At 37.5% G+C, this 18,779-nt stretch carries 16 protein-coding genes and 2 pseudogenes; 11 read left to right on the forward strand and 7 right to left on the reverse strand.

The genetic code is table 11. The features are described from left to right. Positions 1 to 197 precede the first annotated feature (197 nt). From ACLKMH_RS21570 to malE, 6 genes and pseudogenes are all read right to left on the reverse strand, one after another. Positions 198 to 851 (reverse strand): methyl-accepting chemotaxis protein, encoded by a 654-nt coding sequence (locus ACLKMH_RS21570; protein ID WP_413702435.1) that lies wholly within the window; start codon positions 849 to 851, stop codon positions 198 to 200. Next, positions 838 to 1,836 (reverse strand): HAMP domain-containing protein, encoded by a 999-nt coding sequence (locus ACLKMH_RS21575; protein ID WP_413699904.1) that lies wholly within the window; start codon positions 1,834 to 1,836, stop codon positions 838 to 840. Before ACLKMH_RS21575 ends, ACLKMH_RS21570 begins: the two co-directional genes overlap by 14 nt. Positions 1,837 to 1,995: 159 nt before the next feature. Continuing rightward, a complete protein-coding gene (locus ACLKMH_RS21580; protein ID WP_413699905.1) occupies positions 1,996 to 2,142 on the reverse strand; it encodes a hypothetical protein in 147 nt (48 codons plus the stop codon). A 22-nt stretch (positions 2,143 to 2,164) separates the two neighbouring features. Continuing rightward, the gene (gene malG / locus ACLKMH_RS21585; protein WP_413699906.1) at positions 2,165 to 2,827 is read right to left on the reverse strand and encodes a maltose ABC transporter permease MalG; all 663 of its coding nucleotides are present in this window, start codon (positions 2,825 to 2,827) and stop codon (positions 2,165 to 2,167) included. 68 nt (positions 2,828 to 2,895) lie between these two features. Further along, positions 2,896 to 4,495: pseudogene (malF, locus tag ACLKMH_RS21590) on the reverse strand (maltose ABC transporter permease MalF). A 22-nt stretch (positions 4,496 to 4,517) separates the two neighbouring features. Next, positions 4,518 to 5,702: a maltose/maltodextrin ABC transporter substrate-binding protein MalE gene (gene malE, locus ACLKMH_RS21595; protein WP_413699907.1), complete on the reverse strand. Its 1,185-nt coding sequence runs from the start codon at positions 5,700 to 5,702 to the stop codon at positions 4,518 to 4,520. Positions 5,703 to 6,247: 545 nt separating this feature from the next. Between malE and ACLKMH_RS21600 the strand changes: the two genes are divergently transcribed. From ACLKMH_RS21600 to malK, 4 genes and pseudogenes are all read left to right on the forward strand, one after another. Continuing rightward, complete coding sequence (locus ACLKMH_RS21600) at positions 6,248 to 6,595, forward strand: hypothetical protein (RefSeq protein ID WP_413699908.1); 348 nt, start codon at positions 6,248 to 6,250, stop codon at positions 6,593 to 6,595. A 388-nt stretch (positions 6,596 to 6,983) separates the two neighbouring features. Continuing rightward, on the forward strand, positions 6,984 to 8,495 hold the full coding sequence (locus ACLKMH_RS21605; protein WP_413699909.1) for a tetratricopeptide repeat protein: 1,512 nt from the start codon (positions 6,984 to 6,986) through the stop codon (positions 8,493 to 8,495). A 222-nt stretch (positions 8,496 to 8,717) separates the two neighbouring features. Next, positions 8,718 to 8,924, forward strand: a complete 207-nt coding sequence (locus ACLKMH_RS21610; RefSeq protein WP_413699910.1) for a LuxR C-terminal-related transcriptional regulator — start codon at positions 8,718 to 8,720, stop codon at positions 8,922 to 8,924. A gap of 163 nt (positions 8,925 to 9,087) precedes the next feature. Next, positions 9,088 to 10,294, forward strand: a pseudogene (gene malK, locus ACLKMH_RS21615) (maltose/maltodextrin ABC transporter ATP-binding protein MalK). Position 10,295: 1 nt separating this feature from the next. On the opposite strand, the gene murI reads toward malK, so the two are convergent. After that, a complete protein-coding gene (gene murI / locus ACLKMH_RS21620; protein ID WP_413699911.1) occupies positions 10,296 to 11,099 on the reverse strand; it encodes a glutamate racemase in 804 nt (267 codons plus the stop codon). A 146-nt stretch (positions 11,100 to 11,245) separates the two neighbouring features. Between murI and trmA the strand changes: the two genes are divergently transcribed. From trmA to ACLKMH_RS21655, 7 genes are all read left to right on the forward strand, one after another. Next, entirely contained in the window at positions 11,246 to 12,355 is a 1,110-nt protein-coding gene (gene trmA, locus ACLKMH_RS21625; protein ID WP_413702436.1) for a tRNA (uridine(54)-C5)-methyltransferase TrmA, read from the forward strand. A gap of 595 nt (positions 12,356 to 12,950) precedes the next feature. After that, entirely contained in the window at positions 12,951 to 13,211 is a 261-nt protein-coding gene (locus tag ACLKMH_RS21630) for a TolC family protein (protein WP_413699912.1), read from the forward strand. 274 nt (positions 13,212 to 13,485) lie between these two features. Further along, positions 13,486 to 14,163, forward strand: a complete 678-nt coding sequence (locus tag ACLKMH_RS21635; protein WP_413699913.1) for a TolC family protein — start codon at positions 13,486 to 13,488, stop codon at positions 14,161 to 14,163. A 1-nt stretch (position 14,164) separates the two neighbouring features. Then, positions 14,165 to 14,722 carry a biotin/lipoyl-binding protein gene (locus tag ACLKMH_RS21640; protein WP_413699914.1) on the forward strand — a complete coding sequence of 186 codons (558 nt, stop codon included), beginning with the start codon at positions 14,165 to 14,167 and terminating at the stop codon, positions 14,720 to 14,722. Further along, on the forward strand, positions 14,676 to 15,581 hold the full coding sequence (locus ACLKMH_RS21645) for an efflux RND transporter periplasmic adaptor subunit (RefSeq protein ID WP_413699915.1): 906 nt from the start codon (positions 14,676 to 14,678) through the stop codon (positions 15,579 to 15,581). Before ACLKMH_RS21640 ends, ACLKMH_RS21645 begins: the two co-directional genes overlap by 47 nt. Beyond that, positions 15,544 to 17,484 (forward strand): efflux RND transporter permease subunit, encoded by a 1,941-nt coding sequence (locus ACLKMH_RS21650; RefSeq protein ID WP_413699916.1) that lies wholly within the window; start codon positions 15,544 to 15,546, stop codon positions 17,482 to 17,484. The genes ACLKMH_RS21645 and ACLKMH_RS21650 overlap by 38 nt, the downstream gene beginning before the upstream one ends. Further along, positions 17,469 to 18,674, forward strand: a complete 1,206-nt coding sequence (locus ACLKMH_RS21655; RefSeq protein WP_413699917.1) for an efflux RND transporter permease subunit — start codon at positions 17,469 to 17,471, stop codon at positions 18,672 to 18,674. The genes ACLKMH_RS21650 and ACLKMH_RS21655 overlap by 16 nt, the downstream gene beginning before the upstream one ends. Positions 18,675 to 18,779: the final 105 nt, after the last annotated feature.

Consider the following 18,779-nt stretch of genomic DNA (forward strand, 5'->3'; position numbering starts at 1 on the left):
AAAAATGTTTGAGTGGCCTCAATATTCCAAAATCATAGGGCCTGCTAACCTTTCAGGTTTATTTTGCAACGAGTTGTCTGCCTAGTTATTTAACAACAAAGAGCATAATGCCCAGCGAAGAACAAAATTTAAACGGCAAAGCTGAACAACTAGCATTGTTCAGCTGTCACTGATTATATTTAGCCTTATTATTTTAATTAACGCTTTAACGAAAAGAAGCTGAGCTGATTATTTTGATCATTGGCCATTTTTGTTAAGTTTTCACTCGAAGCCGTGCTTTCATTAATACCAGCAGAGTTATCGGTAACGAGATCTTTGATACTCGTTACATTCCTATTAATTGCCGTTGTGGCGACACTTTGCTCCGTAGCGACAGTGGCAACTAAAGAGTTCTGATTACTAATTTCTTCAATCGCAGTTGTAATATCAGAGAGCAGCGCCGTAACCTCTGCTGACAATGCTTCATTATTATTAATATCATCTAAGCTTTCCAGCATTACATCATTTGCTTCGGAAGACTGTTTCTGAAGTAAATTAATGATGTTTTCAATCTCTTCAGTTGATTTTTGTGTTTTTGATGCAAGACTTCTAACTTCATCCGCAACAACAGCAAAACCACGACCGAATTCACCAGCACGCGCGACTTCAATTCTTGCGTTTAATGCAAGAAGGTTGGTTTGTTCTGCAATGCCCTGAATAACATCAAGAACTTTTGAAATATCTAGGGACTGCTCTCTAAGCACAGTTACTTTTTCAGTCGCGTCGGTCAATTTATCTATTAACTCTAGATTCTTTTCATTTCTCTTCGCAAACAATTCAATGCTATTACAAGCGAGGTTATTGGCCTGCATAGCGAGCACTTTCTGCATAAGAGGCATTTCTTGCAACTTCATCTGCACTACTCGACATCTCTGTGATGGCCGTGGCTATTTGTTCTATTTGTTTCAGCTCTGTTTCTGAGTTAATTGACGCTTTTTCCATTGTTGTTGCTAAATTTCTTGATGAGTTAAGTACTTCATCACCAATACGCATTAAACCGGTGACAGTCTGATTTAGTTTATCAGATGTTGCATTCATATCTTTTGCCAAATGAGCAATTTCATTGCTACCTTTAACGTTTGCCTTACTAAATAACTCTCCAGATGCAAGTTTATTCATTGCTTGATTTATCTCTTTTATGGGTGAAACAATCATGCCTGCCACTAACCACCCATTAATAATACCGATAAAAATAATGCCTATAATTGCATACACAACAAAGTTTAACATCGAGTCCATTTGCGCTATTGACTTTGAATTATTTGAATCTGCTACATTATTGAGTTTAAGTGATAGATTTTCCAGAGAGCTCCCCATTTGAGATCCTGTTTCATAAAAATCTTTAGTTTGCAAAATGAATTTGTCATCACGCAACATTCTTGAATGTTTTTTTCGTAATAGCGAGGGTAACTTTTCTGAGCCAAATAAAATGTACGAATCGAATGATTCCTTTAACAGTGTAACTTCATCAGAAATCTCATTAATACTAGCGAGCTCGCTAAATAAAGTTGAGTTTTCTAGTTGCGATGCACTAAAGACATCAGGAAGCCCTGGAATAATATCTCGATCTTGAGTTGCCATTAAAGTAACAATTCTGACATTTAAAATATTGGTTTTTAATGTACTTAATTTGTCTTTTTGTTGGGCAATCTGAACTGAAGAGGTGGCCATTTTCTCAGTTTCATTTATTAGTTTGAATTTGGCAACAAACAAACTGGCGATCACAAATACAGCAACAAAAAAAACAGGAATTAGTATTTGAAAGCGTATTGATAATTTTCCTAGCAAGTCCTGCATAGTATATCCTTTACTTTAATTAGAGAAGTCTCACTCTGAAGCGAAAAAGTAGTTTTAAATGGCCACATTACAAAACTTTATCGATGCTAATAAATGATTACGTAAGAGTTCGCAGATAAAACCACAAGATATTGATAAATAGATAATTACACTTAAATTTTAGCCTTTATTCCCACCGGCCGTTAATCCACCAACCAACCATTTCTGTGCGAGTAAAAATACGATAGTAATCGGTAGCGCCGATAACACTGCGGCAGCGACAAAATCGCCCCACAAATAGTTTTGCGGATATAAGTATTGTTGCATTCCCACAGCTAGAGTGTATTTATCAACATCCACCAGCAGAATTGAAGCAACTGGCACTTCGGTAATAGCGAGCAACAAATGAAAGAATAAACACCACCGCCAAAATAGGCACCGACAAAGGTAATAAAATCATCCTAAAGGTTTGCCAGGGAGTTGCACCATCAAGCGAAGTCGCTTCTTCAAGGGATTTATCGATGGTTTCAAAATAGCCTTTTATAGTCCACACATGTAACGCAATCCCGCCAAGATACGCAAAAATTAACCCGCCATGAGTATTTAAGCCTAAAAAAGGAATGTACTGCCCGACTTTATCAAAGAGTGCATAAAGTGCGACTAGCGCTAACACAGCAGGAAACATCTGAAAAATAAGCATACCTTCTAACAAGGCTTTTTTTCCAGCAAATTGCATTCGCGCAAAGGCATAAGCACAGGTTGTTGATAGCGACAGAACAATCACAGAAGTTATTGCGACAACCTTTATCGAGTTCCATAACCACAATAAAACAGGGAATGGAGGATGGCTGATACTACCATCAGCATTCTCTATACTAATGCCTAATGCTAACTTCCAATGCTCTAAGGTTGGATCAGATGGAATTAATGAACCCGTCGCAAAATTCCCTCTCGAAAAGAGATGGCAATCACCATTAACAACGGGAACATAATTGCGGCACAAAATAGCCATAAAAATGCATGTGCGAACCAAACACGTTTATTTTGATTTTTAGATTTTACTATCGGCATGAGGTTCTCCTAAGCGTCTTGGTTTTTAGAGAGTCGTAGGTTAAGTAATGCTAATGCACCTACTACTAAGAAAATTAATGTCGCAATCGCACTTGCAAGTCCAAAGTCTTGACCGCCACCACCTTCAAAGGCGATACGGTAGGTATAACTCACTAATAAGTCAGTATGTCCAGCAGGTGTTGAAGAACCAATGATATCCGGCGCGCCATTGGTTAATAACTGAATTAATACAAAATTATTAAAGTTGAATGCAAAGCTGGCAATTAATAATGGTGTTAAGGGTTTTATCATTAACGGCAAAGTGATCTTAAAGAAATTATCAAGAGGTGTTGCCCCATCAATAGCGGATGCTTCATATAAATCACTAGGAATAGACTTTAATAACCCCATACATAAAATCATAATATATGGGTACCCCAACCAGGTATTAACAATAAGGATCATGGTTTTAGCCATATAAGGGTCTGTAAACCAATTCACTTTAAAATTAAATATGCCCTCTAATAACTGATTAATCTCACCAAAACTCTGATTAAAAAGCCCTTTAAAAATTAGAATGGAAATAAACGCGGGTACGGCATAGGGTAAAATAAGCAACATTCGGTAAACCGCTTTACCTTTTAATTCATCCCACTGCACAACCGACGCTAGCACTAAGCCAACGGCTAATGTGAAGAGAACCGTTAATCCGGAAAATATTAATGTCCAAATAAAAATCTGAATAAAAGGACCTTGAATACCTTTATCTAAAAAGATACGTGTAAAATTAGTCCAGCCATCTGCAACAACAAAACCTGGTGAAATTTCATGTCCAATAAAGTTTCCATTTTCATCAACCGCTTGATAATAACCAATGTCCATATTTGGTTTTAACACTTGATTATCCATTAGGTTAATTAAGGTTTCTTTATCATTTTGTAATTGATAGAGGGGTGCTTTGCGAAAACTCTCGTAGGCCAGTCATAATAAGTGACTGTCCTTGTTCATTTAATAAAACCAGTTTCCCTATTAAACTTCTATTTTTGATAACAAAACGCAATTTCGCTTTTTTAGCTTCCGTAAATGCGTTGCTAGTCTGTAATTGAATGGGATTTTGAATGTCAGATAAATCAATGGCAGGTGAAAATAATTTCTTATCGTCTTTACTTAAATGAACCTGAACCCGATTTTCATCAATTTGGTATAATGCAAATGCAAAAGCAGAGTCAGGTAATTGATAGGTTTTACTTAAAAATTGTGATTGAACTCGTTCAAAGGAGAGTTGATTAGAGCCACTATAATTTGTAAAGGCAATACCTATGGTATAAAGCAAAGGAAAAATAATGAACAGGCAAATTGCCGCTATCCCCGGATAAATATATCGGTGAGAATAGGTATCTTCGCGAGCAAAAATAACCACACCAGAAGCAACAATAACCAATGTTAATAACGCAAATATAATTTCATTTTGCGCGTACATTAAAATAATGGCATAACCTGCGATTAAAGAAACAAGTGATAATACAATCCACTTTATCCATACAGCACGCGACCTATTATTTTTTCCTAAATTCATAGCCAGTTCCATAAAACCCTCACCTGTAGAACTTTGATCAATAAAGGCCATCATAAAATGATGGCCTCGTTTTCAATTACTGCTTAATAATGCGAGCAACTGCATCATCTAGTGCTTCAGAAACAGATTGACGCCCCTGTGTTGCATTAATAATCGCCGCTTTTTCTGCGTACCAGAATTTCGACATTTCTGCGATATTAGGCATTACTTCACCATTCTCTGCATTGCTCATCGTAGCGGTAATACGTGAATCATTTTCAAGCTCAAGTTGGTAAGATTGTAATGCTACTGCACCAAGAGGCTTATCCTTATTCACAAGCGCTAATCCTTCATTGGTTAACAGGTAGTTTTCAATAAACTCTTTTGCTAAGTCTTTATTAGGACTTGCACTGTTAATGCCCGCAGTTAATACGCCAACAAATGGTTTAGCAGATTTACCTTTGTAAGTTGGTAATACAGTTACGCCGTAGTTAATACCACTTTTATCAATATTCCCCCAAGCCCAAGGACCATTAATCGTCATTGCTGTTTGGCCTGTGTTGAAAGCAGATTCTGCAATCGAATAATCAACATCAGCGCTGATATCTTTACGCTCAATCATATCCACAATAAATTGTAATGCAGATTTTGCACCCGCTGTATTAACCCCCGTATTTTGAGGGTCGTAAACACCATTATTAAAATCAAAAGCATAACCATCGGTAGCAAGTAATGGCCACGAGAAGAAAGGTTCGCTTAAGTTCCACATGATTGCGGACTTACCATCTTTTTTGAGTTTTTTATTTAGCGCTTCCATCTCTTCCCATGATTTAGGTGGATTAGGCACTAAATCTTTATTATAAATTAGTGAAAGCGACTCAACTGCAATAGGGTAACCTACAAACTTATTATTATAAGTAACTGCGTCCCAAGTAAAATCAATCATTTTCTCCTGTAAAGAAGCACTTGGTTTTACTTCGGCAAGTAAACCAGCTTGCGCCCATTGTCCAAAACGGTCGTGAGCCCAAAATACGATATCAGGACCATCACCTGTGGTCGCTACCTGCTGGTATTTTTCTTCTAGTTTATCTGGGTGAGCGACAATCACTTCCACACCAGTTTCTTCCAAAAACTTCTTACCCACTTCTGCCAATCCGTTATAACCTTTATCCCCATTGATCCAAATAGTGAGTTTACCTTCATCCATTTTGGCGTGAGCAACATTGCCGCTACCTAGTGCAATAAGAACTGAAACAGCAAGCGTAGTAAGTGTTTTTTTCATAATAAGATCCTTAATAGTATGATTATTGACGATTAATTATTTTGCTTTTTATTTAACGATAGGGATCATATTCCTGATTAATTTTTAGGTCATCCCCCTGCTAACTACGCCCCCCTTTATATATGATCTATACTAATACCAACTCCATTAAATAAGTGATCCATCTTAGTGGTTAAAAAAGCTATTTTCGCGTTGCAAGTCTGACAAAGGGAGCAACCATTAAAGGTGCTAAATGCTTACATTTACACCTAAGCAACTCCCACCTTAAACTAGCTCTTTTTTCCTGCGTAATATTTGCTCATTAAATTTACGAAATTGGTATAAACATAAGTGTTTGTAAGCACAGAAACTGAATTGTAAAGTTGAATCTATATTTAGAACTTTGCTACACTGATTTTTGGAGAAAATTCATAGGGCGTAATTTAAGCAGGAAAGCATAAGTAAAACATTACTGGCTTAAATATAAGGCTAAATTCATCGAATTAGTTAAACCAGTATATTAAGAATTAATTCATAACAGCCAAGTTTTATTTGAAAGGTTATAAATGCTAATAAAGTCAAAAATCACCGCGCCACGTCCACTCAAGAATGCCATTCCACGACTACACCTGCTGAATGACTTTGAAGCGACTAAATTAGCATTAATTAATGCACCTGCCGGTTATGGAAAAACAAGCCTTATGACTGAGTGGTCTGAACATCAACCTCATAACGCTTGGTTCAGCATCGATAACTATGATAATGACGCACAGCAATTTGCTGAATACTTTATTTTTAGTCTTGCCACCTTAGAAAGTGTTCATTGTCCAGCCAGCCTTGAAATGGTAAAGCAGAATAATCACATAGATTTAATCACTTTATTCACGCTTTTTTTAATGAAACCTCTGAATTAGAAGCGCCAATTAGTATTGTTTTAGATAACTTTCATCATATTACTGATGATAATATTTTAAATGCGTTAAGCTTTTTTATTAAACATATGCCTCATAACTGGCAAATACTGATAGCCACCCGCTTTCCGACTCAATTACCCGTTTCAAACTTACGTATTAAACAACAACTCCTTGAGTTAAATATCAAAGAGCTTGCATTTAGTGACCAAGAAAGCATTTTATTTTTGAAAAAAGTGTTTCCTTTGAATTACCAGAAAATGCAATTTTAGCACTTAATCGACAGATCATTGGTTGGCCGACAGCATTACAATTAACCGCTATTTTAAGTAAAAATATAGACAGCTTTACTGTTTGTGCTCAACAAATTTCAAAAAATGAACACATTTATTTGTGGGAATACTTTGACGAAGAGGTTTTTGTACATCTTCCTAGCGAATTACAAACACTATTACTACGCACTGCCCCTTTAAGTAAAATAAATGCTCAAATGATAAATCAACTTTGTAATACTGATAATGGAGAGGCTTTATTAGCGCAACTTAATAAGCAAAGTAATCTAATTATCAAATTACCAAAACAATGTAGCTGGTATACCTGTAATAGCTTTTTTAAAAGCTTTTTGATGCATAAAAGCAAACAACAAAATGTTCAACACCTTAGCGATACTGAAATAGCCTATCTGTTATTAGACCAACAACAACTTGCCGAAGCCTTACCTCATGCCATTCGTAGCGCCGATCAAGATCTGATTATTGAGTTATTACAGCAAGGTGGATGGGCATTATTTCATGATGGCCAATTTAACCATTTACAAGCTTGTTTTAATCTCATTAAACAAGTCATTATGCAATATCCTGAGTTAGTTATATTAAAAGCCTGGATGTTACAAAGTCATCATCAACACTACAAAGTCGCTCCTTTTATTAAGCAAGCAGAGAAAGTATTCAACAAGTTAAACCTGAAGTTATCACAGGAAATGTTAAGCGAATTTATGGTGATAAAAGCGCAAATTTCGATTAACCAAGGTCGAATTAGTGACGCCTTAACACAAGCTCAAGCAACATTATCATACCTTCCTAATCCAAGTGCTCGAACCAGTATTATTGCACAAACGATCATTGGCGAAGCCTATCATTGCTTAGGTAAATTAGATCTTGCGTACCAGTATTTTCAAGAGGTTTTAGACCTTGCTAGTGAACAAGATATGTTTCAAAGTATTATTTGGTCTCTGTATCAACAGGCTGAAATATTACAAGCACAAAGCTTGCACCAAAAAGCAGAAGAGCATCTACAAAAAGCCATCGACTTAATCAAATTGCACCATTTAGAGTCCTTACCGTTATACGCATTCCCGTTACACTATAAAGTACAACGCGCATATCAAGCAGGCCAATTTGAACTTGCAGAAGAACTCTGTAAAAAAGCCATTGAGGTACTGAAACCCCAAGATGAACAGTGGTTGTTGTATACTTATACCCTGCAGGCAAAGATTGCATTAGAACAAGAACAACAAGCAGATATATTAATTGCTGAAATTGAGCGTTTATTACGTAACCAAAACTACCATACCGATTGGATTGCATCGGCTAACTACGCGCGCTTGAAGTATTGGCGAATCAATAATGATATTGCGGCCATTGAAAAGTGGTTACAACAAGCGCCACGTCCAGCCAGTGCGCTTAATCATTTTGATCAGTGCCACAACCGTAATTTAATTCGAGCTTATATTAAACTGGGATTATTTGATGAAGCACTTGAGATAGCGCAAAAGAATATGTGTGATGCACAGGCATGCCAATTACAAATGGAAATAAACCGTAATCTCATTTTATTAACCAGCATAGAAACTAAGTTACAAAAATATTCAAAGGCCAAGCGAACACTTACATCAAGCGGTTGAGTCTTCTCTTTATACCGGTTTAGATACTTGCTTTATTAGAGAGTCTGAAAACCTTAAACCAATGTATCAAGAGTTAGCGAATGACCCATCCTTAATTGATTCGGTTAAAACAAAATTAATGTCACTGCTATCTTTGTCTGGCATCAACTTGAATAAAGGCCCTAAAAACCCCTTTGATAGTGCGCGGTTTTAAAAATAATTAATCATACTCGTACACCACGTTTGGTAAAAAATATTCCCTTAACGCCTCGAGAATGGCAGGTGCTTGGGTTAATCTATTCTGGTTATCGTAATCATGAAATTGCAAAAACCATGGGCGTTGCGCCTACGACCATCAAAACGCATATTCGTAATGTATACCAAAAACTTGGTCTGGAGGATCGTAAAGAAGCACTACAACTCAGTGAGCAATTGGTTGCACTTATTTAATGCTTTAACTCTATCAACCTCCTCAAAACCCCAAGCAAAATAATTAAGCCCTTCTGTTAATGAATTAAAAAATGTTTCTACGCCCCCTTTGGGAGGATGAATTGTGCAGTTCCCTGAGTCACAATAGACTCCAATAAAAAGCAAACAGTAAGAGGCGGAACAAATGGCAAGTGTCGTATTAAAAAAAGTAACTAAAGCATTTGGTGATGTAGTAGTACAAAAAGATATCGATTTGGAAATAGTTGATGGTGAATTTATCGCATTTGTAGGCCCCTCTGGATGTGGTAAAACAACTCTTTTACGTATGATTGCCGGCCTTGAAAATATTACCTCTGGTGAGCTTTATATTGATAATGTCAAAGTGAATGATATACCGCCCTCTGAGCGTTCAATCAGCATGGTATTTCAATCCTATGCGCTTTATCCGCATCTAAATTTAAAAGAGAATATGACCTTTGGTTTACGCCTTAAAAAAACAGATCCCAAAGAAATAGAAAAACGCCTTGATTATGCCTCTTCAATTCTGCAATTAGGTAATCAATTAGATAAAAAACCAAAGGAACTGTCTGGCGGACAACAACAACGTGTCGCGATAGGTCGTACATTAGTAAACCGCCCTAAAGTATTACTTTTTGATGAGCCACTTTCTAACCTTGATGCATCCTTACGTGTACAAATGCGCATTGAAATATCTAAACTGCATAAACGTTTAAACTCTACCATGGTGTATGTTACTCATGATCAGGTAGAAGCAATGACAATGGCAGATCGCATTGTTGTATTAGAAGGAGGAAGAATTGCCCAGGTTGGCTCACCACTGGAGCTATACCATTATCCAACTAATCGTTTTGTAGCTGGTTTTATTGGCTCTCCTAAAATGAATTTTATTAATGCTAAAGTGATTGCGCTTACAGACACTGGTGTTCAAGTTAAACTGGCTAACGAGGCCAAACTGATTGTCCAAGTTGAACATGATAATCTTAGTATTGGAGACTCGGTATCCGTAGGGATACGCCCAGAAACATATTGATACTTCTGTTTCAAAGCAATGTAATAATGGTGAACCGGAAGTTGGCGGGCTGATTTTAAGTAGTGAAATTCAAGTGCTTGAACAGCTTGGTCATGAAACTCAAATTTATGTCGAAGCGACCTGTATTGAAAGTGATCTGATTATTCGTTATTTTGACGTTGCAGATGTGGCACTTGGGCAACAATTTAAATTTAGATTACCAGAACATCGATGCCATTTATTCAAGAAAGATGGGACCGCTTGCAAACGAACTTACCAAGAAGTTGGTGCAAAAGATAATTCAGATACTTTGTTTGGGTCAAAAATAAACATATGTTTTGACCCATTTCACAAGCTTTGACTCACGCCTCAAATAATGAAAAAGACTTAAAATTTAACTTCAAAAAAGTACTTTCCAATAACAACTGCTTTTCATCAGTTAAGGTATAAAAAGCATCATAATCTGCTTTTTGTTGTATTTTACCCTCTGACTTTGCTCCACCTAATAATGCCACAACACGATTTGCAATGGCCTCACCAGAGTCTACCAATTGGATTTGGTCGTTGAAACACTCACTAATTTCTGTTTTTAATAATGGAAAATGCGTACAACCTAAAACTAAGGTATCCGGTTTATTATTTAAGCTTAGCCATGGTTGAAAAACAGCTTTAATGGCATCTAAGTCAACCACCTTTCCCTGCAATTTTTGTTCTGCTATTTTCACTAATTGAGTAGAGCCTAATTTCAAGACACTTTTATCGCGAGCAAATTCATTTACTAACTTTTGCGTATATTCTCGATTGATTGTGGCAGGAGTAGCAACTAAACCAATAATGCCATTGGTAGTCATCAAGTTAGCGGGTTTTATTGCTGGTACAACACCAACAATGGGTATGCTAAAAAATGCTCTCAGGGCAGTTAATGCAACTGTGCTGGCAGAATTACAAGCAATCACAATCATATCCACAGGGTGTTTTTCTACAAACCTCTGCAATAATTCTGTTAATCGAGAAATAAGCGCGTTTTCATCTAATTCACCATAGGGAAAATAAGCATTATCAGAAAGGTAATAACAATTTATATTAGTAACTCGTTTGATCACTTCTTGAAAAATAGATAATCCACCGACTCCGGAGTCAAATATTAAAAGTTGTTTAACTGGCATGATGGATATTGTGGCCTATATTGGTTTATTTATTGCGTCATTTTAACCTGCTATTGGCGAATAAAGAAATAACTATAATAGTACTGGTCAATAAAGTCTCGCTACTTTAAAATTCAGCCCCAATAAAATTTATGAAAAAGGTTAAAGTGACGATGCAATTTGTTGATCCCGATAATTATGAAAAACAGTTAGATGCTAAAAAAATGCAGTTTAACGAACAATTTGCCACTTTTAATCTACCTGAATTAGAAGTATTTGCGTCACCTAATACCCATTACCGCATGCGCAGTGAGTTTCGTGTTTGGCATGAAGGTGATGATCTTTATTACATAATGTTTGACCAACAAACCAAACAAAAAATTCGTGTGGATCAATTTCCACCAGCAAGCCAACTCATTAATGATGTCATGAGCCCGTTAATTGAGCAGATCAAAGTAAACAAAACACTGCGTTTTAAGCTATTTCAAATTGAATTTCTGTCTACATTAAGTGGTGAAATTCTGGTGAGTTTGCTTTACCACAAACAGCTTGATGATTTATGGCAAGCGGAAGCCGAAAAATTAAAAGCAACGCTTTCAAAACAGTTTAATATCAACTTTATTGGTCGAGCGAAAAAACAAAAGTTTCTGCTCGATAAAGAATATGTTGTTGAATCATTACCAGTCGATGGGCAAACACTCATTTATCAGCAAGTTGAAAATAGCTTTACCCAACCTAACGCCATGATTTCTATAAAAATGCTAGAGTGGGCGATTGATTGTACCCGTAATAGTCAAGGCGATTTATTAGAACTATATTGTGGTAATGGTAATTTCTCGATTGCACTGGCTAAAAATTTCGACAAGGTATTAGCAACTGAGATAGCCAAGCCTTCGGTGCATTCAGCACAGTATAATATTGCCGAAAATAAGGTTGATAACCTCACCATTATTCGTATGTCAGCGGAAGATTTTACCCAAGCAATTAATAAAGAGCGAGAGTTCACGCGTTTAGAGGGAATAGATCTTGATGAGTACCAATGTAATACTATTTTTGTGGATCCATCGCGTGCAGGTTTGGATGATGAAACAGTAAAAATGGTGCAAACCTATGACAATATTTTATACATAAGCTGTAATCCGGATACACTTGAAGCAAACATGCAGGTGTTTAACGAAACACACAATGTTGAACGTTTCGCACTTTTTGATCAATTCCCATATACACACCACACAGAAGCTGGTGTTTATTTAAAAAGTAAAAAGTGCGTTAAATAAATAAGTTGAAATTAACTATGGGTACGAGATTGACAATAATGATGCAATTTCGTACTTCAATTCACTCCTCCACCTTAGATGGAATACTTTTCAAAATAAAATCAACATCTTATGATTTATTTTTTCACAAGCAATCTTTGAACTTTCAGTTCTAATAGCCTAGCTTAGAACGCTCTAGACATATTTCTTTTATACTCATAGCGACAACTATGGGAGTCTGTTTAGCTTAGTGTCCTTTATTGGAAACCCGATCACCTCCACAGCAATCTAATCATCGTAAATGACAAAATTGTCATCCTAGGAATTATTTCAAGCGGTATATTTAACCTATTGACTCTATTTATAATTTAAAAGGCGTTGAGCATGATAACGATGATTCGTTGGCTCGTTAGACAGATACATTTACGAGATAATATATCGAGTTTTTCAAAAACAACGGCATTTTATTATATGTAGTTTACTAATCACTCAATTATTTGCACTTGGATGTACACAATTACCTGAACGTGAGGAACTTGAAATTGAACTGTTCTTAGATGAACATGCCGACATTACACCTCTGTCAACTTGGTGGACAGTCTTTCAACAACCTCAATTGAACCAACTTATAGAAGTAGCTCTGAATGACAATTTTTCAATTAAAGTCGCGCAAACGAGAGTAGCTCGCGCAATCGCATCTTTGAATATTGAAGGGGCTCGACGTTACCCTACTATGACAGGAGAATTAACGCCCAGTTATAATTATGATTCCGATAAAAGAACATCGGAAACAAGCAATGAAGTTGAATTAAAAGCTAGCTGGGAAATGAGATCTGTGGGGGAAAAACCAACTCAATACAGATATCGCCTATTTTAACTTACTGTCTACTCAAGAACAGTACATCATAAGTCAGCAAGCCTTAGCAGGAAATGTTGCTAGACAATGGTATTTACTGCATGAACAAGTTAAACAACAAAACCTTCTCGAAGAACAGCTGATTAATACCCAAAAAATAACCACAATCTCAGAACAACAATTTCGCTATGCACAACAAAGTATTAGTGCAGTTTTACGTCAAAAGCAACTACTTGAATCACTTCAATCTCAGTATACACAATCAAGCTTTGAGCTTCGTATTTTAGAAAAGCAGATGAATATTTTGCTCGGTAGAAGTCCAAATGCACCAGTCAGTTGGCACTATAGTCCATCAATTTATATCCCTACTTCAAATATTGATGAATTTTCTTCAGAGCGACTTAAACAACGCCCTGATGTACGCCAAGCATGGTATGACTATTTGGGACAACACCATAAAATTGGAGTCGCAAAAGCGACGCAACTACCCAACATCTCTCTATCATCAGGCCTAAGTTCAGATGAGGTCTCCAAACTTTTTGAATTTTGGGAACTAGATTTAGAGTTGCAATTGAACATACCAATTTTCAGCGCAGGTCGATTAGCGACAGAAACAGAACGCGCGCAAACTGATGCACAATACGCTTTTTACGACTATACACAAACGGTGCTTGAGGCGATTCGAGAAGTTGAGGTTAACTTGATTGAAATTGATAGCTATACAGCGAATTTGGAAAGTTTAAATATACGCTTAAAACAATCGGAAATGATATTAAAAGTCGAGTTAATAAGATATTCGAACGGCATACAAAGCTATCTTGATGTGCTTAGTGCACAAGAAAAACTATTTACCCTACAAAAGCAAAAGCTCAACGCAGAACGACAACTTTTATTAACCCATATCTCTTTATATCAATCAGTTGCGGGTGATTTGTCAAATAACACAAGTAATCAATCAGAAGAGGCTATTTAACGTGGAAACAACTCACAAACAATTAGATGGACATGATTCTGAAAAGCAATGTACACGAGCACTAGGATCTCAAAACCTTTGGGTTAAATGGCTACTTGTTATTATAGTTTTAGCGATAGGAGGAATGCTAGTTAACCACTTTCTCGCTCCTCTGCCACCTAAAAAAGCCCGCAATACAAAAGATCCAGTGCGAATTGTTCAAATAGACAAGGTACAAAAAGTAACACTAACCCCAACCGTTACTGTGCATGGCACTGTGGAGGCTAATCGTACCGTTAATATTCAATCTCAAATTCGAGGTGAAATCCTTCAACTGGGGGAATATCTCATCCCAGGCTCCATTATCAAACAGGGAGATCTATTAGTAAAAGTAGATGATCGAGATTATCAATTTGCCCTAGCGGAAGCAAAGGCGCAAATGGCCCGCCAAAGAGCCCTTTACGATATTGAACAAGGGCGTAGTCAAGCGACGACCATGGAACTTGCAATCTCAGGGCACCAATTACCTAACAATGAAAAAGGCTTTAGTATTGCGCCAGCCACAACTTGCAGAGGTTAAAGCAGAAATGGCTCGTTACGAAGCATCACTTAAGCGCGCAGAAGTTGAACTAGGACGCGCCAAAATTGTTGCCCCCTTTGATGCGCAATTGCTATCAATCGGAGTGACCGAGGGTAGTTTACTGAGAGACAATACCAATATCATGAACCTTGTTGCTACAGATACATTCTGGCTTAGAGTTAACGTCCCTCCCCATCAACTCAGGCACATCAATATTCCTGATACACATTCAAAAAATAGCTCAAATACCTGCAGTGGCGCTAAAGTTACTATCCACAATTCCGTTGGATGGGCAAAAGACGACTATCGCGAAGGTTGTGTAATGAGTTTACTTCCCAATGTTGATAGTAAAATAAAAACAGCAGTATTGATTATCGAAATCGCCGATCCTTTGGCACTACGTCCAGAAAATAAAGGTAAACCAAAAGTGTTAATAAACTCAGTATTACAAGCAAATATTGAGGCTAAGCCTTTCAAGAACGTGGTTGCGATTGAACGAAAAAACCTTCAACAAGGCAATTTTGTCTGGGTCATGAATAATCAAAAACGTTTAGAAGCTCGTCAAGTCAGTATTGCATTCCGAGATGAAAAGATCCTGGTGATTGATTCAGGCTTGAATGCAGGAGATCGTATTATTACCAGTTCACTTCCTGGCGCTGTTGAAGGTATCGCAGTTAAAGCCGAACAGGATAAATCTCTCCAACTAAACAAACGCAATAAAGGCAAAGAAGATACTTTTGAAAAAGATGTCAGTGTACAAACAAAAGACGCCTCTAAAGAAAAGAAAAAAAGGGTTCAAATTCAGCTGAGGGACGAGACAAATGAAACCTTCAAAGGGACCTATCGCATGGATGGTTAACAATGGCGTGACAGCAAACCTACTTATGTTGGTATTTATCATCGGGGGGTTATTGATGTCTATGCAAATTCGCAAAGAGGTATATCCAAGTTACCCTCAAAACTCAATAAGGATATCTGTTTCCTATTCTGGTTCTACGCCATCAGAAATGGAGCAAGGCGTCACACTACCAATTGAAAATGCGATTGCTGACATTGAAGGGATCAAAGAAATACACAGTCGTGTCAACGCCAGTAATAGTAGAATCACTGCGGAATTAATGAATGGCGTCAATGTGGAATCAGTGCTCAGAGAAATTGAAAGTGCAGTCAATGGTGCATCACTGCCATCTGGAGCAGAATCCCCTAAGATTTACCGATATGAAAAACGTAATGAGTCATTTGAAATAGTATTATATGGCGATGTGGATCCTATCGTGCTTCGTGAAACCAGTGCAGAAATAAAAAGCATTTTGCTTGATTCACCCGCCCTCACCCAAGTAGAACTGATTGGTTTCTCGAAGTATGAAGTACAAATTGAAGTCGACAGTGACACTTTGCAATATTACAATTTAGGCTTGGATGACGTGGCTAACAGCATCAGTCGAAATGCTATCAATCAGTCAGGTGGTAAATTAGATACTGACGCTGGAGAAGTGCTACTTCAATTAGATGAAAGTCGTAATTGGGCTGAAGATTTTAATAACATCAGTGTACTTCAACTTACCACTGGTTCATCCTTGATGCTTGAGGATATAGCCACTATAAAGGATGGCTTCGCTGATCAACGTAATCGTTTTTTTTATGATGGCCAGCCCTCTGCGAGCTTACGAATTTACCGTTTAGGTGAACAAACGCCAGCTTCAATTTCTGAAGCTGTTTATAATCTTATGCCACAAATTGAAGAAGCTCTTCGCCCAGGAATCTCCCTTAATATTCTCAATGATGATGCTGTAGTTTACCAACAACGCATGTCTTTATTATTAAAAAATGCTTTTTTTGGCTTACTAGTTGTGTTGCTTCTACTTGCTCTGTTTCTTGATGTTCGTTTGGCATTCTGGGTGACTGTAGGGATACCCACAGCTTTCCTTGGTTCACTACTCTTTTTGCCAGTATTTGATGTATCTATCAACATGATTTCGATGTTTGCTTTTATTATCGCACTTGGTATTGTTGTTGATGATGCGATTATTGCAGGTGAAAATATCCATGAAAAAATAACTGAGGGGAGTAGTTTATTTGATGCGACAATAGAGGGAGCGAAAAGTATTGCTGTCCCTTTAACTTTTAGCATATTGACGAATATTGTCGCCTTCATCCCAATATGGTTTTTGCCAGGTACGCTTGGACTAACATTTAAAGTCATTCCGGTCGTCATTATATGCGTATTTGTTATTTCTTGGTTTGAAGCTCTGTATATCCTGCCAGCACACCTAGCTCGAATCAAAAAGAGTAAAGAGTCACATCGCTTCAAAGCATTTGTACGTTTACAATCTTTGTTTGACCGTGGATTACAACGTCTGATCCACCATTACTACCTCTCCTTTTTAAAACGCTTACTTGATCATCGCTATTTGGTTACGGCGATAGCAGTCGTGACCCTTGCAGTCAGTTTATCTTATGTATGGGGAGGACACCTAGGTTTTAGGACAATGCCTCGAGTAGAATCTGAATTTTCAACCGCAACAGCAACCTTACAAATTGGTGTGAGTGATGATGAGATCTATTCCGTTAAACAACAACTGGAGGACGCGACTCGAGAAGTCATAAAAGACAACGGAGGTGATAAGCTTGCAAAAGGACTATCAACTCAAATTCGTAACAGGGATGGGGAGCTGTCGATCATCTCTCGTATCTTTTTACTTCCCTCAGAACAACGCTTAATAAGCACTCGTGAGGTTTCACAGTTATGGCGAAAAAGGTAGGTGAAATACATGAAGCTAACTCAATCAGGTTTTCTGCCGCAGGCAATGGCCCTTCTGATGATTTGGCTGGTGTGACAGTAGACCTTAGTCACCGTGACAATCATATATTGCAACAAGCGAGTGAACAGTTTAGCAATATGTTAGAACAATATGAGGGTGTGGTAGATATTGAAAACAGCCTGATGTCTGGCAGTCAACAGGTGAAATTATCGTTGCGCGCCGAAGGTAAAAGTATGGGCCTAACCGAGCAAACTTTTATTCGTCAAGTTCGAAACGCCTTTGCCGGTGTTCGGGCTATTCGACAACAACGTGGTGGTGATGAAGTTGATGTAATGGTTAAGCTGACTGATTGGCAACGTTCGAGTCTATACCACCTTGAACAATTACCGATTAAACTCGGTGACAATATGGTGCCCTTAACTGAAATTGCACATGTAGAGCGTGAATTTTCTGCTTCGCAAATACAACGCTTCAATGGTAAACGACATGTTACTGTCAGTGCAGATATCACACCAGCATCAGAAGCCTTGATTCTCACTCAAACCTTAACCCGAGATGTTTTCCCGGTGCTAGAAAACACTTACCCAGGTTTAAAAATGAGCTTTGGAGGAGATCAAGCTGAACAAAAAGAAAGTTTAGATAGTCTGACTATCAATGGATTATTAGTCGCATTAGCCTTGTATTGCTTGCTTGCCATTCCATTACGTAGCTATACACAACCTTTTTTAATCATGATGATTATCCCCTTTGGTATTATTGGTGCGATCGCGGGTCATGCTTTGTTAGGATACACTCTCAGTGTGGTTAGTTTATTAGGTGTATTAGCATTAAGTGGTGTTGTCATCAATGATAGTTTGATTTTACTCTCGGAAATTAATCGAAATAGAGCATCTGAAGTAACGCTTTGGGCGTCATTGGAAAAAGCGAGTACGAGACGATTCAGGCCAATCATTCTAACCACCCTAACCACATTTGGTGGATTAGCGCCGATGATACTTGAAACCTCGAACCAAGCGCAACTGATGGTTCCAATGGCCATTTCTCTTGGTTTTGGTATTGTTGTCGCGACTTTACTTACACTTATTCTTTTACCCTGTTTATATCTAATTTTAGAAGATATTAAGCAGTTTATAAGTGAATTATTTTGCTCCAGTAAACTACATGAGATGAAGGATTGCGAGACTAAATAGAATAGCGTTTAGAACACATCGGAATTTAAAAACGCCTATTTGTGATGTGGTCAATAACGCTAGGAGAATCACTCTGTCAATATAAACTATCTGTGAATGCACATG

It is taken from the genome of Psychromonas sp. KJ10-10 (assembly GCF_047323245.1).
GTDB lineage: Bacteria > Pseudomonadota > Gammaproteobacteria > Enterobacterales > Psychromonadaceae > Psychromonas.